This is a genomic window from Leifsonia sp. Ger2509 (assembly GCF_055231915.1).
Map to the genome: position 1 here is coordinate 2,864,920 of NZ_JBUYVB010000003.1, position 26,163 is coordinate 2,891,082.

General features: G+C 65.5%; 25 protein-coding genes, 3 tRNA genes and 1 pseudogene. 21 read left to right on the top strand and 8 right to left on the bottom strand.

Translation table 11 applies throughout. The annotated features are described in order from the left end of the window. Positions 1 to 3: 3 nt before the first annotated feature. Both ACV7NN_RS13860 and ACV7NN_RS13865 read right to left on the bottom strand, forming a co-directional pair. Positions 4 to 1,734 (bottom strand): CocE/NonD family hydrolase, encoded by a 1,731-nt coding sequence (locus ACV7NN_RS13860; protein ID WP_463350157.1) that lies wholly within the window; start codon positions 1,732 to 1,734, stop codon positions 4 to 6. A gap of 131 nt (positions 1,735 to 1,865) precedes the next feature. Beyond that, on the bottom strand, positions 1,866 to 2,708 hold the full coding sequence (locus tag ACV7NN_RS13865) for an alpha/beta fold hydrolase (RefSeq protein ID WP_463350158.1): 843 nt from the start codon (positions 2,706 to 2,708) through the stop codon (positions 1,866 to 1,868). Positions 2,709 to 2,884: 176 nt separating this feature from the next. On the opposite strand from ACV7NN_RS13865, the gene ACV7NN_RS13870 reads away from it, so the two are divergent. Further along, positions 2,885 to 4,534, top strand: a complete 1,650-nt coding sequence (locus ACV7NN_RS13870) for an acyl-CoA synthetase (RefSeq protein WP_463350159.1) — start codon at positions 2,885 to 2,887, stop codon at positions 4,532 to 4,534. Positions 4,535 to 4,563: 29 nt separating this feature from the next. Here ACV7NN_RS13870 and ACV7NN_RS13875 read toward each other — a convergent pair whose 3' ends face one another. Then, complete coding sequence (locus tag ACV7NN_RS13875) at positions 4,564 to 5,358, bottom strand: IclR family transcriptional regulator (RefSeq protein WP_463350160.1); 795 nt, start codon at positions 5,356 to 5,358, stop codon at positions 4,564 to 4,566. Between the two features lie 153 nt (positions 5,359 to 5,511). Between ACV7NN_RS13875 and ACV7NN_RS13880 the strand changes: the two are divergent. The 3 genes and pseudogenes from ACV7NN_RS13880 to ACV7NN_RS13890 all read left to right on the top strand — a co-directional run. After that, positions 5,512 to 5,688: pseudogene (locus ACV7NN_RS13880) on the top strand (helix-turn-helix domain-containing protein); the annotation flags it as partial. Positions 5,689 to 5,766: 78 nt separating this feature from the next. Then, complete coding sequence (locus tag ACV7NN_RS13885; RefSeq protein WP_463351337.1) at positions 5,767 to 6,072, top strand: hypothetical protein; 306 nt, start codon at positions 5,767 to 5,769, stop codon at positions 6,070 to 6,072. A 125-nt stretch (positions 6,073 to 6,197) separates the two neighbouring features. After that, positions 6,198 to 7,139 carry a 3-carboxyethylcatechol 2,3-dioxygenase gene (locus tag ACV7NN_RS13890; RefSeq protein ID WP_463350161.1) on the top strand — a complete coding sequence of 314 codons (942 nt, stop codon included), beginning with the start codon at positions 6,198 to 6,200 and terminating at the stop codon, positions 7,137 to 7,139. 10 nt (positions 7,140 to 7,149) lie between these two features. Here the strand turns inward: ACV7NN_RS13890 and ACV7NN_RS13895 are convergent, their stop codons facing one another. Continuing rightward, positions 7,150 to 8,118, bottom strand: a complete 969-nt coding sequence (locus ACV7NN_RS13895) for a zinc-binding dehydrogenase (protein WP_463350162.1) — start codon at positions 8,116 to 8,118, stop codon at positions 7,150 to 7,152. Between the two features lie 121 nt (positions 8,119 to 8,239). Between ACV7NN_RS13895 and ACV7NN_RS13900 the strand changes: the two genes are divergently transcribed. The 11 genes from ACV7NN_RS13900 to ACV7NN_RS13950 all read left to right on the top strand — a co-directional run bounded on the left by ACV7NN_RS13900 (position 8,240) and on the right by ACV7NN_RS13950 (position 17,897). Further along, positions 8,240 to 9,052 (top strand): 2-keto-4-pentenoate hydratase, encoded by an 813-nt coding sequence (locus ACV7NN_RS13900; RefSeq protein WP_463350163.1) that lies wholly within the window; start codon positions 8,240 to 8,242, stop codon positions 9,050 to 9,052. Between the two features lie 16 nt (positions 9,053 to 9,068). Continuing rightward, on the top strand, positions 9,069 to 10,430 hold the full coding sequence (locus ACV7NN_RS13905) for an aromatic ring-hydroxylating oxygenase subunit alpha (RefSeq protein ID WP_463350164.1): 1,362 nt from the start codon (positions 9,069 to 9,071) through the stop codon (positions 10,428 to 10,430). Then, the gene (locus ACV7NN_RS13910) at positions 10,427 to 10,792 is read left to right on the top strand and encodes a non-heme iron oxygenase ferredoxin subunit (RefSeq protein ID WP_463350165.1); all 366 of its coding nucleotides are present in this window, start codon (positions 10,427 to 10,429) and stop codon (positions 10,790 to 10,792) included. Before ACV7NN_RS13905 ends, ACV7NN_RS13910 begins: the two co-directional genes overlap by 4 nt. Continuing rightward, positions 10,789 to 12,027: an NAD(P)/FAD-dependent oxidoreductase gene (locus ACV7NN_RS13915; RefSeq protein WP_463350166.1), complete on the top strand. Its 1,239-nt coding sequence runs from the start codon at positions 10,789 to 10,791 to the stop codon at positions 12,025 to 12,027. Before ACV7NN_RS13910 ends, ACV7NN_RS13915 begins: the two co-directional genes overlap by 4 nt. A gap of 61 nt (positions 12,028 to 12,088) precedes the next feature. Continuing rightward, complete coding sequence (locus tag ACV7NN_RS13920; RefSeq protein ID WP_463350167.1) at positions 12,089 to 12,679, top strand: aromatic-ring-hydroxylating dioxygenase subunit beta; 591 nt, start codon at positions 12,089 to 12,091, stop codon at positions 12,677 to 12,679. 20 nt (positions 12,680 to 12,699) lie between these two features. Further along, positions 12,700 to 13,560 (top strand): alpha/beta fold hydrolase, encoded by an 861-nt coding sequence (locus ACV7NN_RS13925; protein ID WP_463350168.1) that lies wholly within the window; start codon positions 12,700 to 12,702, stop codon positions 13,558 to 13,560. Then, complete coding sequence (locus ACV7NN_RS13930) at positions 13,557 to 14,396, top strand: SDR family NAD(P)-dependent oxidoreductase (protein ID WP_463350169.1); 840 nt, start codon at positions 13,557 to 13,559, stop codon at positions 14,394 to 14,396. The genes ACV7NN_RS13925 and ACV7NN_RS13930 overlap by 4 nt, the downstream gene beginning before the upstream one ends. Further along, the gene (locus ACV7NN_RS13935) at positions 14,396 to 14,809 is read left to right on the top strand and encodes a GNAT family protein (protein ID WP_463350170.1); all 414 of its coding nucleotides are present in this window, start codon (positions 14,396 to 14,398) and stop codon (positions 14,807 to 14,809) included. Before ACV7NN_RS13930 ends, ACV7NN_RS13935 begins: the two co-directional genes overlap by 1 nt. Before the next feature lie 2 nt (positions 14,810 to 14,811). Next, the gene (locus tag ACV7NN_RS13940; protein ID WP_463350171.1) at positions 14,812 to 15,762 is read left to right on the top strand and encodes an acetaldehyde dehydrogenase (acetylating); all 951 of its coding nucleotides are present in this window, start codon (positions 14,812 to 14,814) and stop codon (positions 15,760 to 15,762) included. Further along, the gene (gene dmpG, locus ACV7NN_RS13945; protein WP_463350172.1) at positions 15,759 to 16,772 is read left to right on the top strand and encodes a 4-hydroxy-2-oxovalerate aldolase; all 1,014 of its coding nucleotides are present in this window, start codon (positions 15,759 to 15,761) and stop codon (positions 16,770 to 16,772) included. The genes ACV7NN_RS13940 and dmpG overlap by 4 nt, the downstream gene beginning before the upstream one ends. A gap of 591 nt (positions 16,773 to 17,363) precedes the next feature. Next, positions 17,364 to 17,897 carry a site-specific integrase gene (locus tag ACV7NN_RS13950; protein ID WP_463351299.1) on the top strand — a complete coding sequence of 178 codons (534 nt, stop codon included), beginning with the start codon at positions 17,364 to 17,366 and terminating at the stop codon, positions 17,895 to 17,897. 77 nt (positions 17,898 to 17,974) lie between these two features. On the opposite strand, the gene ACV7NN_RS13955 is transcribed toward ACV7NN_RS13950, so the two are convergent. The 3 genes from ACV7NN_RS13955 to ACV7NN_RS13965 all read right to left on the bottom strand — a co-directional run bounded on the left by ACV7NN_RS13955 (position 17,975) and on the right by ACV7NN_RS13965 (position 18,298). Beyond that, positions 17,975 to 18,047 (bottom strand) — tRNA-Phe (locus ACV7NN_RS13955). A 66-nt stretch (positions 18,048 to 18,113) separates the two neighbouring features. Then, positions 18,114 to 18,190, bottom strand: a tRNA-Asp gene (locus ACV7NN_RS13960). Positions 18,191 to 18,222: 32 nt separating this feature from the next. Beyond that, positions 18,223 to 18,298, bottom strand: a tRNA-Glu gene (locus ACV7NN_RS13965). A gap of 295 nt (positions 18,299 to 18,593) precedes the next feature. Here ACV7NN_RS13965 and ACV7NN_RS13970 point away from each other — a divergent pair. The 4 genes from ACV7NN_RS13970 (at position 18,594) to ACV7NN_RS13985 (ending at position 23,834) form a co-directional block, all read left to right on the top strand. Continuing rightward, the gene (locus ACV7NN_RS13970; RefSeq protein WP_463350173.1) at positions 18,594 to 19,862 is read left to right on the top strand and encodes a peptidoglycan DD-metalloendopeptidase family protein; all 1,269 of its coding nucleotides are present in this window, start codon (positions 18,594 to 18,596) and stop codon (positions 19,860 to 19,862) included. After that, entirely contained in the window at positions 19,855 to 21,174 is a 1,320-nt protein-coding gene (locus tag ACV7NN_RS13975; protein ID WP_463350174.1) for a C40 family peptidase, read from the top strand. Before ACV7NN_RS13970 ends, ACV7NN_RS13975 begins: the two co-directional genes overlap by 8 nt. A gap of 132 nt (positions 21,175 to 21,306) precedes the next feature. Further along, positions 21,307 to 23,292, top strand: coding sequence for a DUF6777 domain-containing protein (locus ACV7NN_RS13980; RefSeq protein WP_463350175.1), 1,986 nt, complete (start codon positions 21,307 to 21,309; stop codon positions 23,290 to 23,292). An 11-nt stretch (positions 23,293 to 23,303) separates the two neighbouring features. Then, a complete protein-coding gene (locus ACV7NN_RS13985; RefSeq protein ID WP_463350176.1) occupies positions 23,304 to 23,834 on the top strand; it encodes a hypothetical protein in 531 nt (176 codons plus the stop codon). Between the two features lie 120 nt (positions 23,835 to 23,954). Here the strand turns inward: ACV7NN_RS13985 and ppa are convergent, their stop codons facing one another. Continuing rightward, entirely contained in the window at positions 23,955 to 24,449 is a 495-nt protein-coding gene (ppa, locus tag ACV7NN_RS13990) for an inorganic diphosphatase (RefSeq protein ID WP_463350177.1), read from the bottom strand. Positions 24,450 to 24,494: 45 nt separating this feature from the next. Here ppa and tilS point away from each other — a divergent pair, with 45 nt between their 5' ends. Both tilS and hpt read left to right on the top strand, forming a co-directional pair. After that, complete coding sequence (gene tilS / locus ACV7NN_RS13995) at positions 24,495 to 25,559, top strand: tRNA lysidine(34) synthetase TilS (RefSeq protein WP_463350178.1); 1,065 nt, start codon at positions 24,495 to 24,497, stop codon at positions 25,557 to 25,559. A 29-nt stretch (positions 25,560 to 25,588) separates the two neighbouring features. Beyond that, entirely contained in the window at positions 25,589 to 26,140 is a 552-nt protein-coding gene (hpt, locus tag ACV7NN_RS14000; RefSeq protein WP_463350179.1) for a hypoxanthine phosphoribosyltransferase, read from the top strand. Positions 26,141 to 26,163: the final 23 nt, after the last annotated feature.

The following is a 26,163-nucleotide window of genomic DNA, read 5'->3' on the forward strand; positions in this document are numbered from 1 at the left end:
TGGTCATTTGAGCCGTGCGGGCTGCACAGCCGTGCTCACGGTGGGCAGCACCACGTGTGATGCTCCATCGCCCAAGAAGATGGTGTGGGTCACCGGGGCGCCCGTGCCGTCGGCCGCGAACGGACCCGAACCCTGATTCACCGAGAATCGCGGGAAGGCGCCGCCACTGACCTGCAGACGGATGCGGTGCCCGCGCCGGAAGCGATACGCGGTGCCCTGCAGCTTCACGCTCACCTCGTGCCGTCCGCCGCCGGCGAAGGAGTCGGTGTCGAACCGCACGATCTCGTCGACCACGTTCGTCGACTTACCTCGTTCATCGACGTCGCAGATCCGCACGAAGAGGTCGTGCACCGGGTCAGTGGATTCGATGTCGAGGTGACAGACGGGGTGCCCGATGATCACCAGGTCGCTCTTCTGCGGCGGCGTAGTGAACGTCAGCACGTCGGCGCGCGCCTCGACCTCCTTGTTGTCTCGGAACCCGTTGTCGCCCGCCATCGTGTTGCCGCCGGTGGTCGGGGTCGGGTCCGACGGGTCGAAGACGAAGGATGCCGCACCAGTGGCCGCGCCAGGGCCAGTGCTCATGGTTCCGCCGGCGCCCAGGTGCAACGGGACGGGCGAGGACTTCGGCGCCCACCCCTCGACGGCGCGCCACTCCTTGCGGCCTCCGGCGATCTGCACCTGGAAAGCCTCCACGTGCGCGACCGGCCGCTCGCCGGCCAGGAGCGCATCAAGCCACCGAACGCACCGGTTCAGATAGTGCGGGTCAAGAGCCCACCTCCCGAGATCGGTGTGGGTCCACGGCCCGACGATGACCTCGAGATCGACGCCGCGCGCCGAGAGGGACTGCCACTGCGCAAGTGTCTGGCGCAGGAAGAGGTCCTGCCACCCTCCGGAGAGCAGGACGGGGCAGGTCACGTTCTCGAGTCCGGTCTTGTGGCGGTAGCCGTTCCAGAACGGATCGTCGATGTCGGGGTGGTCGAGCCAGTCGAGGTACCACGACGCGTTCGCCAGCACACGTTCGGGTGTGGCGGCGCGGAGCGGAGACGACGCCAGACGAGTGCGCAGGCCTTCCTCATCTCGCTTCATGGCCTGGATCTGACCGTAGAGACCCGGCTTGACATCATCCCTCTGAGACATGAGGTCGCTCCACCCGAGGAAGTTCATGAGGTCGAACGCCCCGCGGCCCCAAGCGACCTCAGCGAAGTCGTGCGGCCCGACATCCACGATCATCCCCTTCAGCTCGATGGGCGGGTTCTCCGCGAGCGCCCACTGGGTGAAGCCGAGGTAGCTGGCGCCGAAGGTGACCAGACGGCCATCGAACCACGGCTGCTCGCGCAGCCACGCGATCGTGTCCTGGGCGTCGTCGGCTTCTGTGGTCATCGGCGCGAACTCACCGCCTGACCCGGCGGTCCCACGGCTGGACTGGATGAAGACGTTGTATCCGCGCGAGGCGAAGAAGCTGGCGTTGAGCCCGTGGAGCGCGTCGCGTCCGTAGGGCGACCGCATCATGATGGTGGCCGGCGTCGACACGCCATCCGGCTGATACAGGTCCGCCAGCAGTTCGACCCCGTCCGACATCGGCGTCAGGACCGCGTGTTTGGTGTACTTGTTCGTCACCGGCGCGAATCGACGCGCGGACCACAGTGCCCGCGTCCAGAGTTTCGGGCCCCTCGTCGGAGCGGCGTTGTCGGGCGTGGCCCGGGGAGACGTTGCGGTCGATGACGTTTTTGGCATCTTTTGTCCTTAGGCTCTGTCGCGGGTCAGCTGAAGGTGCAGTTGGCGACCTGACGATTCTGGTCCGATGAAATCTGATCGGCCCGCGCAGGGCTATCGACCGTTCCGTCCTGCGGTACACGCCAGTGAAGTCATTCTCGCCCCAGGAAGGACTCGATGAGCGGGATGAGCTGCTCGGGCGCCTCCTCGGGCACGAAGTGGCCGCAGTCGACCGCCGCACCCTTGATGTTCGGGAAGATCGGAGTCCACGCAGCGACAGGATCGTGGCGACGGGCGACCTGACCCCGCGCGGCCCAGATCACCAACGCAGGAACGTCAGAGCGCGTGGGCAGCTCCCGGTCGATCTCGAGGTCGGGTCCGGCAGCCGCCCGGTAATCCAGGCAGAACGCTCGCTGCACGGAGGGACGAGCAGCGGCCAGCTCATACGAGCGCATCGCCTCGGTATCGAATCGTCCTGACCCTCCACCGATTCCGAGGCACGCGTGGATGAAGGCGATCGGATCCGCCGCTATCGCCCGCTCAGGCAGACCATTCTCCAGCGCCAGAAAGGTCCAGTGCCAGTACGCGCGCGCGAGCTCAACATCCATGTCTCGCCAGACGATCTCAGTGGGAAGTACGTCGATGAGCGTCACGGACCGCACAGCGCCGGGGTGGTCGAGCGCCATTCGATGCGCGACCCGGGCACCTCGGTCATGTCCGACGACCGAGAACGATTCCATGCCCAGCGCAACCATGACCTGATGAAGGTCGGCAGCCATTGCTCGGAACGTGTAGTCGTCGTCGAACGCAAGAGACTCGCCATAACCCCGCAGGTCGCAGGCGACGACCGTATGATTCTCCGCAAGTGCGGGCCACACCCGGTGCCAGGCACACTGGTTCTGCGGAAAGCCATGCACAAGCAGCACGGGCGGCCCGCTTCCCCACATCCGCCCGCGAATTCGGGCGGAACCGGTCACAATGTCGATGTCGCTCATCAATGCTCCAATCTGCCAGTCGGACGATGCGCCGGGTAGAGAGAACGTTCCGGCGGGCGGCACGACTGGTTCTCCTGTGCCATTCAGCAGAACGGAACCGCAGATCGTGCGGGTTCGGTGTTGTTGGATGAACTGCCCGAAGGACGCCGCATCCCACTCGAAGAGGAGACCGAGCCGTGACGAAAGTCGACATCAGCGCGATCGCTCAAGTCGTCAGACACGCGAAGAACCACAGTGACATGATCGCCGTCGTGTACGAGGGGCGCGAAGTGAGCTATGCGGAACTCCACGACACCGCCGGAAGGTTCGCCGCGGCGCTGCGGGACGACGGCATCGGTCCGGGTGACCGCGTCGCGTACGCGGGGCACAACAGCCTCACGTTCTTCGTGACGTATTTCGCGGCGATCTGGGTCGGCGCGGCATTCGTGCCGGTCAACTTCCGGCTCGCTCCGCCTGAAGCGCGCGCCGTGCTCGAAGACTCGCGGCCAGACGTCCTCGTCGCCGAGCCAGCCCACGCGCAGCAGTACGACAGCTTCATCGACGGGCTGGCGATCCGCCGCACTCTGGTCGTCGACGATGACGCGAGTGTCACCGCCCCCGTCGGCATCACCGGCGACTGGGAGTCCTTCTCCGCGTTCCGAACGAGTGTCGACGCGGTCGGCCCCCACACGCCACAGTTCGACGACGACCTCGCCGCGTTGCTCTACACGTCCGGTACCACGGGCAGGCCGAAGGGCGTCATGCTCACCCACGGGAACCTCTGGTGGAACTGGGTCAACGTCGATTCGACCGTCGACACCCGCTTCGGCGATGTGAATCTCGCTGCGGCCCCACTGTTTCACATCGGCGGCCTCAACGCACTGACCCTGCGCACGCTCACGCGCGGTGGCACGGTCATCGTGCGGCGTGCCTTCGAGCCGGCACAGGCACTGCGCGACCTGGTCGAGTATCGGGTGAACAGCATGTTCCTGGTCCCGGCGATGATCGCCGGTATCCAGCGCCTGCCCGAGTTCGCGTCAGCCGATCTTTCCGCACTCCGATCGACGATCGCCGCGGGCGCACCCGTGCCCCCTGCGCTGATCGCCCGCTTGGCGGAGAAAGGGGTCCTCATCCAGCAGGCGTGGGGGTTGACCGAGACCTCCCCCTTCGCAACCTATCTCGAGGCATCCCGGACGACCGACAAGCTCGGCTCGTGCGGCGTGGCCATGCCGTACTCCGAGGTCAAGGTCGTCGACCCTGCGACGCTCGAGACGATCGACGACTCAGCGCACACCGGGGAATTCTGGGTCCGCGGACCCAACGTCTCGCGAGGATACTGGAACAATCCCGAAGCCACGGCGGCCGTCTTCACACCCGACGGGTGGTTTCGGACCGGAGACCTCGGTTACGCAGACGATGACGGATACCTCTTCATTGTCGACCGTCTCAAAGACATGGTCATTTCCGGAGGTGAGAACGTCTACCCCGCCGAGATCGAAAACGTTCTGAACGGGCACCCACTCATCGCCGATGTGGCAGTCATCGGCGTTCCGGATGAGCGATGGGGTGAATCAGTGTGTGCCGTGGTGGCATTCCAGGATGAGCCGCTGACGCTCGAGGAGGTGCGGGAGTTCCTCACCGGCAAGGTCGCACGATACAAGCTGCCCAGTCGACTCGTCGCACAGAACTCCATTCCCCGCAACGGCGCTGGGAAGCTGGACAAGCCGCTCATTCGGGCGATGATCGCCGACCTCGACGCTTCCCAGCAGGAAAGCACCGATGTTTCCCCCTTCACAGAGGCGGTCCGGGTACCGGTCGATCGGCAGGGCCGGCGCCCCAAGCTCTGACGCGCGAGGCCGCTACCGGGCAGCTAGCCTCAGGCGACGGCCGCGTCGCCACGTCGCGACTGTGCAGCCAGCATGCGCGACGCCGAAAAGGCGACAGAGCGCAGCGTGCTCTCATAGCGCAGGGGCTGGAATCTTGAGGTCTCGCCCGACACCGAGAACGCGGCAATGGTCCGACCGTTTGCGCCGCGCACCGGGACCGCGATGCAGGTGAGCGTGGCGAGCGATTCTCCCCGATCGTGCGCGATCCCCGACGCCCGGACTCGGTCCAGCTCGTGGAGGAAGTCGTCTTCGTCGAGAATCGTGTTCGCTGTCCACGCGTGGCGCGGTCCGCGCAGCACTGCTTCGGTCGCTGTGGGGTCAGCGGCCAGAAGTACTTTGCCCACCGCAGTGCAATATGCAGGCATGCGCCCGCCGATCCTGCTGGGTGTTCGCAGGCGCTGTGTGCCCTCCAACTTATTGAGATAGACGACGTGTGAACCGACCAGCATCCCGAGCTGCACGGTCGCATGCGTCTGGACGTACAGCTCGGCGAGGAACGGTGTCAGCAGATCCCGCACCTCATCCTGGACCGCGGCATCGCTCTGGGCGCCGAGCTCGTCGACGATCCGACCCAGCCGATAGGCCGTGCCGGCACGCTCCACCAGCCCGTTGCGCTCGAGCATGCCGAGCACGCGGAAGGTCGTCGACTTGCTCAGCTGGGCGCGACGGCTGAGTTCGCTCACGCCGACGCCAAGGTGCGCGTCGCGGCCGAAGGCCTTGAGCACACTCACTGCCTTGTCGACAGCCGTGCGGTCGTCGCGGGTGTTCGCCATAGTCTCGTTCATGCGGTCGTCATCCTCATCGATGTCGGGTAGGTGCCGGCGACCCGGCGCGTCCTGATTTTCGCGCGCGAGGGGACGTCGGGTCAAAGCGAGCGGTAATCTGAACCAGACGATGGTTCAGAATTGGAATGAGGCACGATAATCGCTGCAAACGACGTGATTGCGCGTAATCTCCGGAAATTTCGAGCAGATCGTGAGTTCTCGCTGGGGGAGCTGAGTAGGCGGTCCGGTCTTGCGAAACAGACGATTGTCGCCATCGAGAGCGGTCGGAGCAATCCGACGGTCGACTCGCTCGAGCGTCTCGCCGACGCCCTGGATGTCAGCATTCGTGCACTTCTCGCCGAGATGGGAACCGAGATCTTGCGATACTCCGGTCGAGACATCCGCTGGCACCCTCAGAACGGGGCAGAGGTGCGACATCTCGATCAGGCGTTCGGGTCAGGGTACGTCGTCAATGCCGCGTTGCGCCTGACGGCTTCAATGGGCGCTTTCGCCTGCGCACGACTCGGCCAGGGAGCTCTGCGCCATTGCTACGTGCTCGAAGGGACGGTGCGGATCGGACCGGTGTCTGACACGGTGCTCGCGGACCAGGGCGACTTCGTCCGGTTTCCCGCCGACGCCGCGCATGTCTTCGAGGCGCGGACCCCTCAGGCGCTGTTGTTCGTCTGCACGACGTCGCCCCAGTTGTCGATGGCAGGCAGTGGCCGGGTCTTCTAGCGCGGAAATCGGAAGTACGCCGCAGAGCAGCGCGTTCCACGAAGCGGCACGCCGGGTCGATCGCAGTGGCCTGAACATCTAGGTTCGACTCGATCACCGTGAACGATCTGAACTGGAGGCTACACGTGCCAATCAATCTTGTCGGCCTGTCGCACTCACCGCTGATGGAGTTCGTCGAACCGCCGGCCGAGACACGCCGACGAGTTGAATCTGCGTTCAGCGCCGCCCGCGACTTCATCGCGGATGTACAGCCAGACGTCGCGGTCATCTTCGCTCCGGACCACTACAACGGATTTTTCTACGACATGATGCCGTCGTTCTGCCTGGGCGGAAAAGCGGAAGCGATCGGCGACTTCGGTACGAAGAGCGGTCCGCTGTCAGTCGATCACGAGCTCGCCTGGCAACTGCACGCGGACGTGCTGGGAGACGGAGTCGATCTTCCGATCAGCGAACGGATGATCGTCGACCACGGATTCTCACAGCCGCTCGACATCCTCTTCGGCGGCCTGGAGAATGTCCCGGTCGTACCGATCTTCATCAACTCGGTCGCATACGCCCTCAACCCGGTTCGCCGGATCCGCGCACTTGGCGAAGCCGTTGGTCGATCGCTTCTCAAGACGGGCCGCAACGCGATCGTGATCGCATCGGGCGGTCTCTCCCACGACCCCCCGGTTCCGCGCTACGTCGGATCGAACGAGCGCACCCAAGCCGCGCTGACCGATGGAAGGAACATCACTCCGGAGGGCCGCGCCAAGGTCGAGGCCAGGACGATCGAAGCCGCCCGGGCATTCGCGCGGGACGAGGCTCCGTTCATGCAGCCATTGAACTCTGCGTGGGACAACGAGCTCCTGGACATCCTCGCCAGCAACAAGGTGAGCGACACCGACCCGTGGACCAACGATTTCTTCGTCCGGCAGGCCGGCAACTCCTCCCACGAGGTCCGCACCTGGATCGCGGCGTACGCGGCGATGAGCGCGCAGGGCCCGTACGAGATGAACTACCGGTACTACGAAGAGATCAAGGAGTGGATCGCGGGATTCGCGGTGACCACGGCGAGGCTTCGCTGAGGTCCCTCCTTCACATCCGTACGATCAGTTTCCCCAGCACATCCCCATCCAGGAGTCGCTGGTAGCCGGCCCTGAGGTCTTCCAATGGGATGACCTCGTCCAGATGCGGCCGGACACCGGTCGTCTCCAGCATGCGGAGCAGGCCTTCGAACTCTGCTCTCGTGCATCCCGTCGAGCCGATCACGCTCAATTGGTGGTAGAAGATGCGGGACAGGTCGGCCTCAGGCATTGCACCGCTGGTGGCGCCGGCGATCACGACGGTGCCACCTGGCCGCAGGGAACGAAGCGAATGCTTCCAGGTGGCCGCGCCCACCGTTTCGATGACGACGTCGACAGGTTCCGGAAGCCGCGTCCCGCTCTCGACGGCTGCGTGAGCACCGCAGCTGAGCGCGTATTCGCGTTTGGCCTCGGTCCGCGCAGTTGCGTATACGCGGGCGCCCGCCGCCGAGGCCAGGCTGATGGCCGCGCTGGCGACACCGCCGTTGGCGCCCTGAACGAGGACGCGGTCGCCTGGCTTGATGCGCACGCGCGTGAAGAGCATCCGGTAGGCAGTGCCCCACGCAACGGGGAGTGCCGCCGCTTCCTCGAAGGACAACCACGTCGGTTTCGGCACGACGGAGACGTCGGGTACGAGCACATAATCCGCGAGCGAGCCGTCGATGGTCTCGCTAAGGAGAGCGCGGCCCGGATCCAGGGTGATGTCTCCGCCGCCACGTTCCGGATCACCGAGCACCGGATGGACAATGACGTCCCGTCCATCGTCCGTCGTGCCGGCGGCGTCGCAGCCGAGCACGATCGGAATCCGCTCCGGCGGATGCCCCACACCGCGGAGGGTCCAGAGGTCGTGTGGGTTCAACGACGCGGCCCGCACGCGAATCCGAGTCCATCCATCCTTCGCGGTCGGCTCAGGAGTATCCATGAGTTCGAGCCCCGCGAGCGGATCATTGGCATTCTGTGAGGTCGCAACCGCAGCGCGCATCGGTGTCCTTTCCGAGTGATTTCTACCGATCGTGCCCTGCACCTCACATGATGGCACCCTGGCGTGCCGGAGACTGGAACACCGGGTCGCAAATCGGCACGGTGGGTGTTTTGCTCGGCTGGTGCGCAACGACTTCACTGACACCCACACCGATCTGGCGGCCGCCCTCTGGCAGGCCACGGAGTCGCGCGAGCCGATCGCGCCGCCAACCTTGACCGCCCGGGGCCTGACCGTCGACGACGCCTACCGTATCCAACGGATCAACATCGACCGCAGACGCGCGGCCGGCGAAACCGTGGCCGGCCACAAAGTCGGATTGACCTCCGTTGCCATGCAGCAGCAGCTCGGTGTCGACCAGCCCGACTTCGGCGTGATCACGGACGCCATGGTGATCCCGAACGGGGGCTCCCTCGACGTCTCCGAGCTGATCGCGCCCCGACTGGAAGCCGAATTCGCATTTCGCGTCGGAAGACCGGTCGGGGCTTCAGCGACCACTGATGAACTCCGCGGAAGTATCGACGGTATCGCGGTGGCCATCGAGATCATCGACTCCCGTGTGGCCGACTGGAAAATCGCCCTCGAGGACACCATCGCCGACAACGCCTCCTCGGCCCGTATCGTATGCGGCGCGTTCCGCGATGCCTCTCCAGAGCTCTTCGACTCGCTCCCCTCTTCGTCGCTGGCGCTCACGCAGGATGCCGAGGTTCGGGCATCCGGACTCGGGTCGGCGGTCTTGGGCGACCCACTGGTGGCGTTGGAATGGCTCGCCAACGCGATCGGACAATTCGGCCAGTCGTTTCAGCCGGGCCAGGTCATCCTCGCCGGAGCAGTCGCGGCGGCCCTTCCCCTGACGCCGGGGTCGACCTGGACTGCGGTCGCTGACGGATTCGAACCAGCCGAGCTGAAGAGCGTCGCATTTCGCGGCGCACGGTAACTGAAAGAGCAGGACCATGACAATTACCCAGCTGCCAAGCACTCATGAAGGAGAACGGCAGACCTATCCCACGGGTGACGTCTGCCGACCGCAGGGCTTTGCTCCTGCCTTCGACTTCTCCGGGCTGGTCGACGCCGAGAACGGCCTGATCGATCGTGCGATCTTCACCGATCATCGGATCTACGAGCAGGAGCAGGCACGGGTCTTTGCGACGAGTTGGCTCTTCCTCGGACACGTTGACCAGCTCCAGAAGCCGGGGGACTTCTTCACAACGTTCATGGGCGAAGACCCGATCATCGTCACGATCGACAAGAACCGGCAGATCAGGGCGTTCCTGAATTCATGCCGTCACCGTGGGGCGAGGGTCCTCCGCGCCGACTACGGTGCGACGAAGGCATTCACCTGTACGTATCACGGCTGGTCGTACGACCTCGAAGGCCGGCTCATCAGCGTTCCGAACGAAGCGGGCTACCCCACAGACTCCTGGGATCGCGAGAACTGGGGTCTTCTCGAGGTGGCCAAGCTGGACACGGTCCTCGGCTTGATCTTCGCCACCTGGAATCCGTCGGCACCTCCGCTGCTCGAACAGCTCGGCGACATGAAGTGGTACATGGAGGCATTCCTCGACCGCGACTCGGACGGCACCACGGTCGTCGGCGGAATCACCAAGTGGGTGCTCAAGGGCAACTGGAAGCTCGCAGCGGAGCAGTTCGCCACCGATTGGTACCACGTCAACATGTCGCACGCGTCCGCGTTGATGGTGCTCTCGCCGACGGGCAGGGGGCCGAAGGCCGAGATCGTGAACACGCCGGGTCGCCAGTATTCGGATGAGCGCGGCAACGGTGCGGGATTCCCTACTCACCCACGCAGCCGCTTCGACGCGCAGCCCGTTCACGAATATTACGACTACGCGAATCTGCGGAGCCGCCTGGGCGACGCGCGCGTCGAGGGCCCGATGACGACTGGCCACGCCACAGTGTTTCCCAACTTCTCCTACCTTCCAGTCAATGGCTCGATCCGGGTGTGGCACCCGAAAGGCCCCGACGAGATGGAGGTCTGGGCGTGGACCGTACTCGACAAGAACATGCCTGAAGAGGTCCGGACGGCCCAGCGCCTCTACAATCTGCGGACGTTCGGACCGAGCGGAATCTTCGAGCAGGACGACGGCGAGAACTGGAGCGAGATCCAGGCGATCTCGCGCGGCTGGCGAACCAACACCCTGCCGTTGAACTACCAGATGGGCCTCGGTAGTGAACGCGATGACGGCGTGCATCGCGGGTCGACGAGTGAGCTGTACAGCGACGCGGCTGGACGCAGATTTTACAAGCGGTGGGCGGAACTGATGAACACGCCCGCCTGGCACGAGGGAGAGAAATGATAAGCGCAGGGGAGCAGACCGTGGTCGACGGAATTGTGGTCGCCCAGGTCGGCGATATCGAGGACGGCGAAGCGATCCGGGTCGATGCAGCCGTCACTGGCACCGTCGACGACATCGCTGTCTTCAACGACGGGGGCGAGTATTTCGCGCTCGATAACACGTGCTCGCACGAGAAAGCGTCGCTTTCGGACGGATGGATCGAGGACGGCGTCGTGGAATGTCCGCTCCACGCCGGCAAGTTCTGCCTGAAGGACGGCTCGGTCCTGTCGATGCCCGCGACGCGCAACGTCGCCTGCCATCGCGTTCTCATCGACGGAGACGACATCCTGGTCGTCCCGTCGCCGGAGAGCCTCGGGTCATGACCACTTCGCCCAGCAGGGACGCGGGGCGCGTCGTCATCGTCGGCGGCGGGCTCGCCGGCTTCAGCGCCGCAATAGAACTTCGGGCGCTCGGCCATGACGGCCGCATCACGATCGTCGATTCCGAGGACGCACTCTACGACCGACCACCGCTGAGCAAAGAGCTCTTTCAGAACGACTTCTCACTCGACAAGCTTCGCTTCGCAACGGCGGAAGAGCTTGCTCAGCTGGCCGTCGAGGTGCGGTACGGGACACCCGTGGCCGCCCTGGACCCCGTGGAGGGTTCGGTTGCGCTGGAAAGCGGCGAAGTCCTCACAGCAGAGACGATCCTCATCGCCACCGGTGGTCGGGCCAGAAGGCTGCCGACCCCGGGTTTCGAGCTCCCTCAGGTTTCTGTGCTTCGCACCTACGACGACGCCGTCCGCCTGCGTCGAATGGTCTCGCTCAGCGACCGCGTGGTCGTGATCGGCGCAGGCCTGATCGGCGCCGAGCTGGCGTCGTCCCTGCTCCACAACGGCGCAAGAGTCACGCTCGTGGATCCGATGGAGCTCCCGCTGCTTCCGGCGGTGGGCGAACTGATGGCCACCCACCTCCATGCCATGCACGAGGAGAACGGCATCGCCGTGTACAACGCGGGCGTGAGCGCGATCGAGGCGCAATCGGACGATGCTGTCGAGGTCGTACTCTCCGACGGGGTTCGAATCCCCGCCGACGTCGTCGTCGTCGGTGTCGGCATCGTGCCGAATACGGAACTCGCTCAGGCAGCCGGACTGGACGTGGATGGCGGAATCCTCATCGACAGCGAGCATCGAACATCCGCTCCCAACATCTTCGCCGCGGGCGACAGCGCCCGCAGACGTAACCCGGATGGTTCCCTGGAGCGCAGGGCAGAGCATTGGGAAGCTGCGCAGATCGGTGGTCGTGAGGCTGCGGCCGGCATGCTCGGCCTGCCTGCGCGCGAAGCCGGCGCCTCGTGGTTCTGGTCGGATCGACACGGCATTCACCTTGAAGTCGCAGGGAGACTGACCGGACCCGGCACCGTCGTGGTGCGGGATTCGGGAGAACATCCGACCGTATTCCTCATGGAGGACGGGTTCCTTGTCGGCGCTGCGTCGATCGACGATGCGAACACGGTGCGGGCCGCTCGTCGCCTGATCGACCAGCGCATCCCCCTCATCGAGACCGAACTCGGCGACCCGTCGATCACGCTCCGATCACTGCTCAGGGCCGCGCGATGACGCGTGCCGACGACCGGAACAGCACATTGAGCCCCTCACCCGAACAAGCTGGGATGATCACATGTCCGAATACCTGAACCCGGCCACCCTGAACGGTGCGACTTCGGTCGGGCCATCGGCACCGGACGAAGCGGAAGGCAAGCGCGCGAGTCTCGAGACACACTTCGAGGTGGGGCAGTTCTACTTTCTCGAGGCCGAGTTCCTCGACGACGGCCGCTTCGCGGACTGGCTCGAGATGCTGGCTGACGACCTGCACTACTGGGCGCCGACGCGGAGCAACCGGGTTCGTCGTCAGCAGGCGCTTTCGGTGGCCGCGCCCGGAGAGTCCGCGTTCTACGACGAGACGAAGGAGTCGCTTGCCTGGCGGATCCGCCGGTATGACTCCGGCATGGCCTGGGCTGAGGACCCGCCGTCGCGCACGCGCCACCTCATCTCCAACGTCACGGTCCACGAGCGAGGTGACGGCCTCCTGCAGGCGCGAAGCGCGTTCCTGGTCTATCGCAACCGTCTGCAGACAGAGGTCGACCTCTATGCCGGCGGCCGCACGGACATCCTTCGTATCGGTGGCGTACACGGCTTCGAGCTGGTGAAGCGGACGATCCTTCTGGAACAGAACGTCCTTCTCACCAAGAACATCTCGACATTCTTCTGATCCTCCCGAAAGGAAATCCGGTGACCGACACGGCGACCGCATTCGACACCCGAATCGTAAAAACGACACTCGGCGATATCTCTGTGACCGTTGCGGGGAGCGGGGTACCGCTCGTGATGATGCACGGCGGCGGCCCAGGCGCCAGCGCGCTGGCAAACTATCGGGACAACCTCGATGCCTTCAGTGGATTCCAGGTGATCCTCCCGGATCAACCCGGGTTCGGCGCCAGCTACCGCCCATCGCAGGAGGACCTCGACGAGCGCAGCATCACGGCGATCACGGTCGATGCGATCTACCAGGTGCTCGACACCCTCGGTATCGACCGGTTCCACCTCCTCGGCAATTCGCTGGGCGGAGCGGCGGCGCTCTCTATGGCCATTGCGCAGCCGACGCGCGTCAGCAAGCTCGTCCTCATGGCACCCGGCGGCGGCTGGCTTCCCACAGGACCCACCCCGACCGAAGGCCAGAAGGCCATGTTCCGTTACTTCAACGGCGAAGGTCCCTCCGTCGCGAAAATGAAGGACTTCGTGCGAACGATGGTCGCGAACCCCCGGCTGTTCGACGACGCGAACATCCAGGCGCGGTATGAGGCTTCGCTCGATGAAAGCCATGTCGCGTTCTACCACCGTTACAACGCTGCGTTCGCGAAGCGAGGCGGAATGGACCCGCTCTGGAAGGACCTCGACCGCGTCACCGCGCCGACCCTCCTCGTCTGGGGGCGGGATGACCGGACAATCACCCTCGACGGGGCGTGGATCATGCTCAGCAACATCGACGACGTGCAACTCCACGTCTTCGGGGGCTGCGGCCATTGGGTGCAGGTCGAGCGCAAGCGCGAATTCGAACAGCTGGTCGGCGACTTCCTCGGAGAAACTGAATGACTGGCTGGCTCCAGGGCGACGTCGCCTTCATCACCGGCGGAGGCTCGGGCATCGGCCAAGCCGTTGCGCTGAGGTTCCTCAAAGAAGGTGCAAACGGTGTTGTCGTGTTCGGCCGCGACGCCGAGCGACTACAGACCACCGTCGAACTGGCAGGGGCCGCCAGCGACCGAGTGCTCCCGATCGCCGGTGACGTGCGGTCATCCGCCGATCTGGAAGCCGCCGTCGCGGCGACGACCGCACGCTTCGGAAAGCTCGACATCCTTGTCCCCAACGCCGGTATCTGGGACTATCACCGCTCGGTGACCCGTTTGTCCGGCACGGAGTTGAGTTCGATGTTCGACGAGGTGTTCGAGATCAACGTGAAGGGCTATCTGCTCACGGTCTCCGCCGCGTGGCGGGCGCTGGTCGAGAGCCGCGGCAACGTCGTCATGACATTGTCGAACTCATCCTTCTACTCGGCCGGCGGTGGCGCCATCTACACCGCGAGCAAACACGCGGGCCGCGGCCTCGTGGTCGAGCTCGCCTACGAGCTCGCCCCGAAGGTGCGCGTGAACGGTGTGGCCATCGGCGGGCTGCGAACGGACCTGAGGGGGCCGTCATCTCTTGGCCTGTCGGAGCGGTCGATCGAGAAGTCCTTCGAAAAGAACGAAGACTCCGGGCCCAATATGCTCCTTCCACTTCACGACGCGAGTGTCGACCCTGCCGACTCGACGGGACCCTACGTGCTGCTCGCATCACGCCAGAACTCGAGCGTCATGACGGGCACGATACTCAACGCCGATGGGGGAATCGGCGTCCGCGGGTTCGTGCGGGCAGCGGGAGGTGACGACCTGTGATGGCGACGGCTACGACCTATTGGCCTATTGAAGAGGCCGAGATCGCGGAAGAAGTCACGACTGAGGGTGCGGGCGTGGCCCGAATCGGTGTGCGGTATGCGCGACGCGGTGAACTCGTCGACGCGTATCCTGCGGGGACCCACGATCGGGAGCTCGGCATCGACGGGATGGTGGATCCCCAGGCCGTCCGGATCTTCGCCGCGAACGTGCTCGAAGCGGATCCACGCTGCCGCAGGATCGTTCTTCCCGTTCCTGAAGGCGACCTCACCGCGATCGGATGGGCGGAGGACGCCGGGTTCCGCTACGTGGTCGACGTCGAGATCCGCTCCGGGAACTTTTCGCTGCTGGTAACCGAGCCGGACTGGGTGATCTCCCAGCCTCATGCGCTCGAAGACATCCCAATCAAGGAGTAATCATGAGCAAGACAAAGGTCGCGATCGTCGGCTCGGGGAACATCGGCACCGACCTGATGTTCAAGGTGTTGCGTCTCAGTGACGTTCTCGAGATGGGCGTGATGGTCGGAATCGATCCCGACTCCGACGGGCTGGCCCGCGCCGGGCGGCTCGGCTTCGAGACGACCCACGAAGGGGTCGAGGGCCTCATCAGAAGTCCCCAGTTCGACGAGATCAGCATCGTCTTCGACGCGACCAGCGCCGGCGCCCACAAGCACAACGCGGACAGACTGTTGCCCTTCGGTAAGACACTGATCGATCTGACTCCCGCCGCGATCGGCCCCTATGTCGTTCCGGCAGTCAATCTCGACGAGCACCTCGACGCGCAGGATGTCAACATGGTCACCTGCGGCGGCCAGGCAACGATCCCCGTGGTCGCTGCGATCAGTTCGGTGGTCCCCGTTCACTATGGGGAGATCGTCGCCTCGATCGCGTCGAAATCGGCAGGCCCAGGCACACGCGCCAATATCGACGAGTTCACGGAGACAACGTCCGCCGGTATCGAGCAGGTCGGAGGAGCCGCGCGGGGCAAGGCGATCATCATCCTCAACCCGGCTGATCCGCCGATGATCATGCGTGACACGGTGCAGGTACTCATCGATCCTGCGAGCGACGCGACCAAAGCGGCGATCGTGGCCGCAATCGAAGCGCGCATCGCCGAGGTCGCTCAATACGTTCCCGGATATCGGCTCAAGCAAGCCGTTCAGTTCGCCGACGAGACGAGCGATTTCGACGACCTCGTGCCCGAGGAGCGCCGCCGTCCCGACGGATACACCCGGGTCAGCGTCTTCCTCGAGGTCGAGGGCGCGGCAATGTACCTTCCCGCCTACGCGGGAAATCTGGACATCATGACGTCGGCAGCCTTGCGCACCGCCGAACGCATCGTATTGGCGAAAGCAGAGGTGGCAGCGTGACCGAGATCTACTTGCAGGACGTGACTCTCCGAGACGGGATGCACGCGATCCGGCACCGGATCACCCCCGAAAGACTCGCATCGATCGCGGCAGCACTCGACGCTGCGGGCGTCGACGCGATCGAGGTGACGCACGGCGACGGACTCTCCGGTAGTTCACTGACCTACGGGCCCGGATCCAACACCAACTGGGAGTGGATCGAAGCAGCTGCGGCGGTGGTGAAGAACGCTGTTCTCACGGCACTCCTCCTGCCAGGAATCGGCACCCTCCACGATCTGAGGCGTGCGTTCGATCTCGGGGTCCGCTCTGTACGCGTCGCGACCCACTGCACGGAGGCGGATGTTTCGAGGCAGCACATCGAGACAGCCCGCGAATGGGGGATGGATGTCTCCGGATTCCTCATGATGGCGCACCTGTCCGATCCCGCATCGCTCGCCAAGCAGGCCAAGCTGATGGAGTCGTACGGCGCGAACTGCGTGTACGTCACCGACTCCGCCGGCCGGCTCACCATGAATGGAGTCCGTGACCGGATTCGGGCGTACCGGGAGATTCTCGGCGACAAGACAGAGATCGGAATCCATGCGCATCAGAACCTCTCGCTTGCCGTGGCGAACTCCGTTGTCGCGGTCGAGGAAGGCGCGTACCGGGTTGACGCCTCCCTCGCCGGCGCCGGGGCCGGCGCCGGCAACACGCCGATTGAACCTTTCGTTGCCGTAGCGAAGCTGCTCGACTGGGACGTGAATGCCGATGTCTTCCAGCTGCAGGACGCCGCGGACGACCTGGTTCGACCGTTGCACGACCGTCCCGTCCAAGTCGACCGAGAGACCCTCTCCCTCGGCTACGCCGGTGTCTACTCGTCATTCCTCCGGCACGCGGAGCGGGCAGCCGTGACGTATGGGCTCGACGCCAGGGACATCCTCGTCGAAGTCGGAAATCGGAAGTTGATCGGCGGCCAGGAAGACATGATCACGGACGTCGCGCTCGATCTTCTCGTCGCCGCAGACGTATAGGCGGCATGGAGCTAGCCGGCGTGGACATGAGACTGCCGCACCAACCCGCTTGCGAACTACCTCGCGTCCCTGAATTCGGTGGCCGCGTTTGACGATCGCGAGGTCTAGCAGAATCCGTGCCCGGCGCGCGAGTACAGCCGGAAGTATTTCGTGAAGTCTGACGGCATCGACGCATACCTCTGCTATCGGCGGAGAAAGGGAGATCTATGGCTCTCGACTCAGATCCCTTAACAACGGTGCGGCTCGCAACGGGCCTTCCGAGCAACGTTCGTCCAGTAGGGATGCCAGCCCAGCGGGCGATGGAAATCGCGTTGCGTGTACTGGAGAAGCACGGCAAATTTCCCGGTCCCACGCGAATCGAGGGGATAATCTCTCCAAATCGGTCCTAGGACGCGTCGACCCAGCCGGCAGCTCGGGAGATAGCGGGCCACGGGCTCGCGTGTGCCGTTCGCATCCCTCGATCGACCCGTCTCCGTCGGGTGTTGCGGTGCCATCGGAAGCTCGGGACTCGAGGTTCGTCGGTAGCACCCGCACGCCCAAGTCCGTGCCCTCGCGGACGAGTGTGGAAGTCAGGGCGACGTCGTCCTCTTCCTGGCCTATACGGGGCTGAGGTGGGGAGAGATGGCAGGCCTGAGGATCAACCGGATCGGCTTCGACCGTCGCCGGATCGACGTGGTACGAGCTGTCTCTGAGCCGCGGGGCGTGATCATCTGGGGTACACCGAAGAACCACGAGCGGCGGTCCGTACCGTTCCCTGAGCTCTTGACCATCCCACTCGAGGAGCGATGCGTCGGCCGGGACCCTGAGGAGCCCGTGTTCACAGGAGCCGATGGCGGCGTCCTACGCGCCGGGAATTATCGCAATCGAGCTTTCAACGCCGCAGTAGCGCGGTGCATGGAAAAGGACGACACCTTTCCTCGGCTGACCCTTCACGAGCTACGGCACACGGCTGCGTCGCTCGCAGTGTCAGCAGGAGCAAACGTCAAAGCTGTGCAGCGCATGCTCGGACACGCCTCGGCAGCAATGACTCTCGATGTCTACGCTGACCTCTTCGATGACGACCTTGATGCTGTTGCGATCGCATTGAACGACAATGCGCCGAATTCAGTTGTAGTCGAAATGTAGTCAGACGCCCGAATCGGGCGGACTGGCGCGGGCATGAAAAAGCCCTACTCCCATGTAGAAGCTAGGGAGTAGGGCAGTGGCTCCGACCGGCATCGATCCGGTGACCTTTCGATTTTCAGTCGAACGCTCTACCAACTGAGCTACAGAGCCGAAAGCCGACTTCGAGGAAGAGGCCTTCTAGGCAGAAGCCCTTCCTCGCGGAAGGGCTTCTCGCCTTGGCGACCCTGACGGGACTTGAACCCGCGACCTCCGCCGTGACAGGGCGGCACGCTAACCAACTGCGCTACAGGGCCTCGATGTGAAGCTATTCAATTGTACGTGTAGTTGGTGACCCCAACGGGATTCGAACCCGTGCTACCGCCGTGAAAGGGCGGCGTCCTAGGCCGCTAAACGATGGGGCCGAGCACCTGCAATCCGCTCACACGCACCGCATTACTACCGACGCACAAGCATACGGACTCCTCAGCGAAATGCCAAACCGGCCGGATGCGGCACCGCACCAATCCCGCGACGGGCGCGAAATCACCGGATGATCGTGCGGCGGCCGGGTTAGATTCTGCCTGGCGGCCCTCTCGCGGGTCGCCAACGCGTGGACCGCGGGCGGGTTGACGTATGTTACCCGTTCGTTACTGTTAACTGCGTGATTCACGTGACTCGAGTGACAGATGGGATTCGAGTGACAGAGTTCGAGGGACGATGAAGCGCACAGAACCCGCATCCGACGGCACCACGCAGCAGACGCGCATGCGCCGCCGCTGGCGCGTGAGAACGGCGATCGTCGCGATCTTCGCGATCATCGCGGTCGGCTCCATCGCATCCCCCGCCTACGCGACGAGCTACCCGAGCTGGCAGGATGTGCAGAACGCGAAGGCGAGCGCCTCGGCCACTGCTGTTCAGGTCGCGAGGATCAACAGTCTGATCGCGCAACTGAAGTCGGAGGTCGCGGCGACCCAGGCCGAGCTGAAGAAGCGCGGCGAAGAACTCCAGGTGGCCGAGGCGAAACTCGACGACGCCATCATCAAGGCGCAGCTCATCCAGGCGCAGGCCGACGCTAGCAAGGCGAAAGCGGAAGCGGCGACAACCCAGGCGGGCCGGCTCGCGGCCCAGCTCTACCGCACCGGCGGCAGCGACCTCACCGCGAGCCTCTTCCTGAGCGGTAACGGCGCCTCGAAGACGAGTCCGGAGCAGTTGCTCTCCGATCTCGGAAGCATGACCAAGCTGGTCGAGCGATCCAGCGGCATCTACGAACAGGCAAAGGCAAGCCAGAACACCGCGAAGGCGCTCGCCGACGACGCCGCGGTCGCCCGCGCCGAACGCGACAAGCTCCGGATCGCCGCGGTGGCCGCGCAGAAGGCCGCGGCAGCCGCTGCCGTCGCGGCGCAGAACAAACTCGCCGAGCAGCAGAAGCAGATCATCGTGATGCGGGCGCAGCTCGCTGCGCTGAACAACAAGGTCGTCAAGACGGTCGCCGGCTACCAGGCCGGTGTCGCCGAGGCCGCGCGCCGGGCTGCCGCGGCCGGGTCCGGCGGCCTCCCCGGCGGCTACGTCGGTCCGCAGGGGTGGGCCGTTCCCGCGGCCGGCCCGATCACCGACGGCTTCGGTCCGCGTGCATCCCCGGGTGGTATCGGCAGCACCTACCACCTCGGCATCGACATCGGCGCGTACTGCAACGCACCCATCTACGCAGCGCACAACGGGACCGTCATCTACGCAGGGCCGCTGGGGTCGTACGGCAACTTCGTCCGGATCGACGTGGGCGGCGGCATCGACACCGGCTACGCGCACATCCGCGACGGGGGCATCCTCGTCGGCGTCGGCCAGCATGTCGGGGCCGGCCAGCCGATCGCGCGCGTCGGAACAACGGGGGCGTCCACCGGATGCCACCTCCACTACGAAGTCCGGGTGAACGGCGTGAAGATCGACGGGATCCCGTTCATGAGACAGAGGCAGGCGCCACTTGGCTAGTCAGAACGACAAAGGGCCGCGCGTGCGGCCGGTGACCGCGATCAGCGCGGGCGTGATGGGTGTCGTCACGGCATCCGTCGGCATCATCGCACCCCCGGCGTTCGCCGACAACTACCCGTCGTGGAACGACGTGCAGCAGGCGAAGGCCAACGTCACCCAGCAGCAGGCGATGATCGCCAACATCACGAAGCTCATCGCCGGGCTGCAGACGGCCGTCGACCAGGCACGCATCGACTCCGAGAAGGCTGCGGAGGCCTACTTCCAGGCGAAGGATGCTCTGGATGCGGCAACGACGAAGGCCGCCGACCTCAAGAAACAGGCGGATGCGGCGGCTGCAAAGGCGAAGACGTCGCAGATGCGCGCAGGCCTCCTCGCCTCGCATCTCGCGAAGACGGGTGGCGGCGGCGACCCGACCGTGGAGCTGCTGCTGAACGGCGGGGGAGACGGCTCGACGGCGGACAAGCTGCTCTACCAGCTCGGCACGATGAGCAAGCTCACGCAGCAGTCGCAGGATGTCTATGCCGAGGCGACCAAGGACAAGAACACAGCGTCGGCGCTCACCGACCAGGCCAACGTCGCGAAGGTGGAGCGTGAGAAGCTCGCCGAGGCCGCGAGTGCAGCCCTCGCCGCAGCGCAGGCTGCACAGACCAAGGCACAGGCCGCACTCGCGACCCAGCAGACCAAGTCGACCGAGTTGATCGCCCAGCTCGCCACGCTGAAGAACACGTCGGCGGCGGTCGAGAGCGCTTATCTCGTGGGCGAGGCGAAGCGCAAAGCGGCTGAGGAGGCCGCGCGCCAGGCGGAGATCCGGCATCGGCAGGAGCTCGCTGCGCAGGCAGCGCAGGCAGCGCAGGCGGCGCAGCACCAGAACCACGGCGGTGGCGGTGGGGGTGGCGGCGGAGGAGGAGGCGGTGGAACTATCGCGCCTCCGAACGGCAACGTCGTTCAGACCGCGCTCAACTACGCCTATGCGCAGCTGGGCAAGCCGTACATCTTCGGCGGAGAAGGCCCGGGCGGCTACGACTGCTCCGGCCTCACGATGAAGGCCTACGCCTACGCAGGCGTCTACATCGGCTCGCACTCGGTGAACAACCAGTGGTTCACCGGGGCCGCGCGGGGCCAGGTCGTGCCGTTCAGCCAGCGGCAGGCCGGCGACCTCATCTTCTGGGGTGACGGACCCGGCAACTTCTACCACGTGGGCATTTCGCTCGGCGGCAGCATGATGATCGCGGCGCCGACCGAGGGCGACGTCGTCAAGATCCAGTCGGTCTGGGGCAGCCCCTGGTACCAGGTGATCCGCCCGAGCGCCTAGGACGCTCCGGGGGCCGCACGCCAAGGGAACCACGGAGCCGGGGTGACCACTCGTCTCCCGTTGGTCGCATAAATGAGCTAATGTCAGTTCTGTGTCGAGTGGGTGCGCCCATCGACAGGCTCGGCCGGGCTGGTGACCGTCGAACCTGTCGCCCATCGCCGCCGCTGGTGGATCGTCGTGGCGATCGCAGCAGCAGCGGTGCTCGTCGGCGCCGTCGTCACGGTCTTTGTCGCGACCTCCGGCAACGCGGCCGCCTCGGTCACACTCATCCCATCGAACAAGCCGGGTCCGAACCCGTTCACCCAGTCGGTGGCGGGAACAGCGCCGACGACAGCGGACAGCGTTAAAAAGAAGAGCGCCCAACTGCGCGCGACCCTCCCGGTGGCCGAAGACACCCGAATGCCGGCCGCGCAGGGGACGACGCCCGGGCTGTACGGCGGGAGCGGCCAGGCCCAGGTCTGCGACCCGCAGCGGCTGGTGACGTATCTGCGGGCCAATCCGGCCAAGGCCGCCGCCTGGGCACGTGTCCTCGGAATCCGGGTCGCAGACATCCCGCACTTCGTCGCATCGCTGACCCCGGTCATCCTCAACAACGACACTCTGGTCGGCAACCACGGCTACAGCAAGGGAGCGGCGACATCGCTTCTCTCGGTCCTGCAAGCAGGCACCGCAGTGATGGTGGATGCAACCGGTACACCGCGCGTCAAATGCAACTGCGGAAACCCGCTCACGCCACCGCAACTGGTCGACCTGCGCACGGCCCACAGGGTGGGAACCGCCTGGCCCGGCTATGTGGCGACCGGTGTGATCTGGGTTCGTGCGGGGGCCAGCGCGAAGCAGCTCAGCCTTGTCGACGTCGTGACGGGAGCCGTCTACGCGCAACCGACCGGAGCGATCACGTCCGTCTGGGCGGCATCGTCGTACACGTCGTCGACCGACACGGGCATCGTCGACCAGACGGTCGTCTCGGTCAGTGGCGACGGCACGACGTGGGCGGAGACAGCGCTGCTCCCGCACCAACTCGTCTCCGGTCTCGCCTGGGGGGATGGCGTGTGGGTGGCCGTCTCCTTGCCGCCTGTTTTCGACGGTCCGCAGTCCGACATCGTGACCAGCACTGATCTGCGATCGTGGAAGAAGGTCGCGAGCGTGCCGGGACATCTGAACGGAGTGGCGTTCGGCGGCGGCAAATTCGTGGCGGTCGGCGACGCACCTGCCGGCTCGACTGCCGTGCAATCAAATGCCGGTGGTGCGGGCATCGTCTATTCGAGCCCCAACGGCTCCGACTGGAGCCCGGTCGCGACCGTGACCGGCACGGCCAAATATGGCCTGTCCGGGCTCAATTCGGTGGCCTACGGCAATGGCCGGTGGATGGCGTCGGCGTCGGTCTCCCGCGCGGCCCCGGTCGTGCTCTACTCGAGCTCCGACGGCACGAGCTGGACGGAGCAGGACATCGCCGAACTGATGTCGCAGGACAGTGCGCAGATCTCGCACGGCTCGGCCGGGTGGCTCATCAACGCGAATCCCTTCGCGAGACCGGACCCGAACACGTTCGACCCGGTGTCGACCGACGGCGTCGTCGACTCGAGCACCGATGGTCGAACCTGGCAGGTCACAGTGGCGCCCGGAATGGAACAGAAGCGGACCGAGGCCGTCGCGTTCGGCGCGGGGCGGTGGTTGGCGGCGACAGAGGAGTCATACCTGCCGAACCCGATGCACGCGCTGGTCGGCTCGCGGATCATGTCGAGCACCGACGGCGCCTCGTGGACGGCTGTCGGAGGCATCAGCGGTCCGATGGGTGCGATCGCGTACGGGGCAGTGCCTGACTCCGGCAGCACCGGCGCGAGCCCGACCCCGTCGCCGACGGGAGCGGCATCCGCCCCGTGCGAGGCCGCCCTGTTACAGGCAGCGCGGGCGGCGGCGGGTCTTGGCGGCACCGTCGCCCAGCACCCGCTCTGCAGTGGCGTGTGGGCGACAGGCGGGGTCATCATCGGCCAGGACGAGGTAACGGGCCTGTGGGAGTGGGTCGACGGCACCTGGGTCGTCAAGTCGCGCGACACCGTCTGCACCCAGCACCTGCTGCCTGCCGTACTCGTGCAGCCCGCCTGCCAGAGTAACTAGAGAATGGAAGGGTGACCTTTCACGCTTCCGAACGCATCGTGCCCGTGTCGGTGAACCGGATCGAGCTCGAGGCCGACGTGCCGTTCGAGACTCTGCGGCGTGCTTTCGAAGCGGAGGTTCCGGCCCTCGACGCGAGGCGGTTCAGTGAACTCGTCGACTCGGGAGCCGAGTGGCGACGCTTCGTGCAGGAGTCCTCCGGCAACGGCATCCACACCTTCGCGGTCTTCTGGCGGCACTATCCGACGCCGGTGATGCGGGTCGCTGGTGCGGACATCCCGAGCGCCAGCTACCTGATCGGCGACTACGTGACCATGTCCCGGATGTTCCGGAACGATCCGGGAGCGCTGCTCTACACCCCGATCCGGCTCGAACTGCACGTCACCCGGCGCGGGCGCACCCAGTTGTCCGTCGATCAGCCAAGTTCCCAACTCGCCGGCTTCGACAACAACAAGATCACGCAGACCGGCCGTGAGCTCGACAGGATGCTCGGCGACCTGCTCGAAGAGATCGGCCTGCCCCGCCCGTCGGTTCTGCGCCGCTGACCGGCATGCGCTGCGGCCCAAACTGAGTCGACCGCACAGGTTCTGAACCCCCGCCCACGGTGCAACCCGGGCGCTCGTTCAGATCCTGTGCGGTCGCAGGTCCAACGGCTGCAGCAGCGGCTAGTGACCGCCCTCTTCCGCGAGCTTCACGATCCCCGCCTCGACGATGGCCTCGGCCTCGGCCGCGTTGCCCCACGCCTCGAGCTTGACCCACTTGCCGGGCTCGAGGTCCTTGTAGTGCTCGAAGAAGTGCTGGATCTCGTCGCGCGTCTGCTGCGGCACGTCGTCGATGTCCTGGATGTGCTGCCAGCGGGGGTCCTTGTAGGGAACGGCGATGACCTTCGCGTCGCTTCCGGCCTCGTCGCTCATGTTGAGCACGCCGACGGGGCGCACCTTCACGCCGACCCCCGGGAAGACCGGGTACTCGAGCAGCACGAGCACGTCGACCGGGTCGCCGTCGAGCCCGAGCGTGTTCTCGAAGAAGCCGTAGTCGGTCGGATAGACGAAGCTCGTGAAGAGCACGCGGTCGAGGTAGACGCGGCCTGTCTCATGGTCGACCTCGTACTTGTTGCGGCTCCCCCGCGGGATTTCGACGATCACGTCGTATTCGGCCATGAGTTTTCTCTCCCTCGTTTCACAAGACTCCAATAACGTTAGTGGATGCACGCCAGCGGTTCAGCGGGAAGAAGACCCAGACTCACCCCGCCCATCGCGGACGTCCGCCGCGCGGTCCGCGAGGCGCTCACCGGCCTCGACGGTGTGGGTCTCGACGGTGAAGGACCGGATGCTGCGGCATCCGAGTCTGACGATCCACGGTTCGGCCCGCTCGTCCTCGTCGGGCTCAGCGGGGGAGCCGATTCGCTCGCGCTCGCCGCTGCGACGGCCTTCGAAGCGCCGCGGATGGGCCTCCGCGCCGGCGCCGTCATCGTCGACCACGGCATCCAGGCCGGCTCTGCGGACGTGGCGGATGCTGCGGCCGCGCAGGCGAGAGCGCTCGACCTCGACCCCGTGATCGTCAGCCGGGTGGAGGTCACCGCATCCGGTGGCCCGGAAGCGTCGGCGCGCGCGGCGCGTTTCGCGGCGTTCGACCGGGCGTTGGCGCAGACCGGCGCCAGCCGCATCCTGCTCGCCCACACCCTCGACGACCAGGCCGAGACGGTGCTCCTCGGGCTGGCCCGCGGGTCCGGGCCGACGAGCCTGCGAGGGATGGCGACGGAGACCGGACCCTACCTGCGCCCGCTGCTCGGCATCCGCCGCGCGACGACGCGCCTCTTCTGCGCGGACAGCGGCTTGGTGCCCTGGGAGGACCCGCACAACGCCGATACCGCGTTCACCCGGGTCCGTGTGCGCAGCACGGTGCTCCCCGTCATGGAGGCCGAGCTCGGACCGGGCGTCGCCGAAGCGCTCGCCCGCACGGCGGAGCAGCTGCGCGAGGACTCGGATGCGCTCGACGGCCTCGCCCTCGAGTGGGCGCTTGAACTCACCAGTCAGACAGCGGATGGGGCGGTCGCCCTGGATGTGCGCGGCCTCGCCGCCGATCCTTCCGCACTGCGCCAGCGCATCGTCCGCCTGGTCGTCGCGAACGAGTTCGGCGTCTCCCTCGAACGCGTGCACACGCTCGCCGTCTCCGAGCTCATCACGGACTGGCACGGTCAGAAAGCTCTCACCCTGCCAGGCGTTAGAGTTGTCAGGCAGAACGGGCTGCTCATCTTTACTACGGCATAGGCCACGAACCCAAAGGATCGCACCGCTCCATGGAACTCACGGACGTTTCCGACGACCTGACCGAGATTCTCATCAGTGAGGAGCAGATCCAGAGCCGGATCGCCGAGCTCGCTCGCGCGATCGAGGCCGACTACACCGGTACGGATGTCCTGCTCGTCGGCGTGCTGAAGGGCGCGGTCATGGTGATGGCCGACCTCGCACGCGAGCTCAAGATCCCGGTCACGATGGACTGGATGGCCGTCAGTTCGTACGGGTCGGGCACGCAGTCGAGCGGTGTGGTCCGCATCCTCAAAGACCTCGACACCGACCTCAGCGGCCGCACGGTGCTGATCGTCGAAGACATCATCGACTCGGGGCTGACCCTGTCGTGGTTGCTCGCCAACCTCAACTCGCGCGGTCCCGCATCCGTCGAGATCTGCACCCTGCTGCGCAAGCCGGAGGCGGCGCGGGTGGACATCAACGTGAAGTACGTCGGGTTCGAGATCCCCAACCAGTTCGTGGTCGGGTACGGGCTCGACTACGACGAGAAGTACCGAAACCTGCGTGGTGTGGGAATCCTGTCGCCGGGCGTCTACACCTGATCCGCAAAATGTGACCTCGGCAG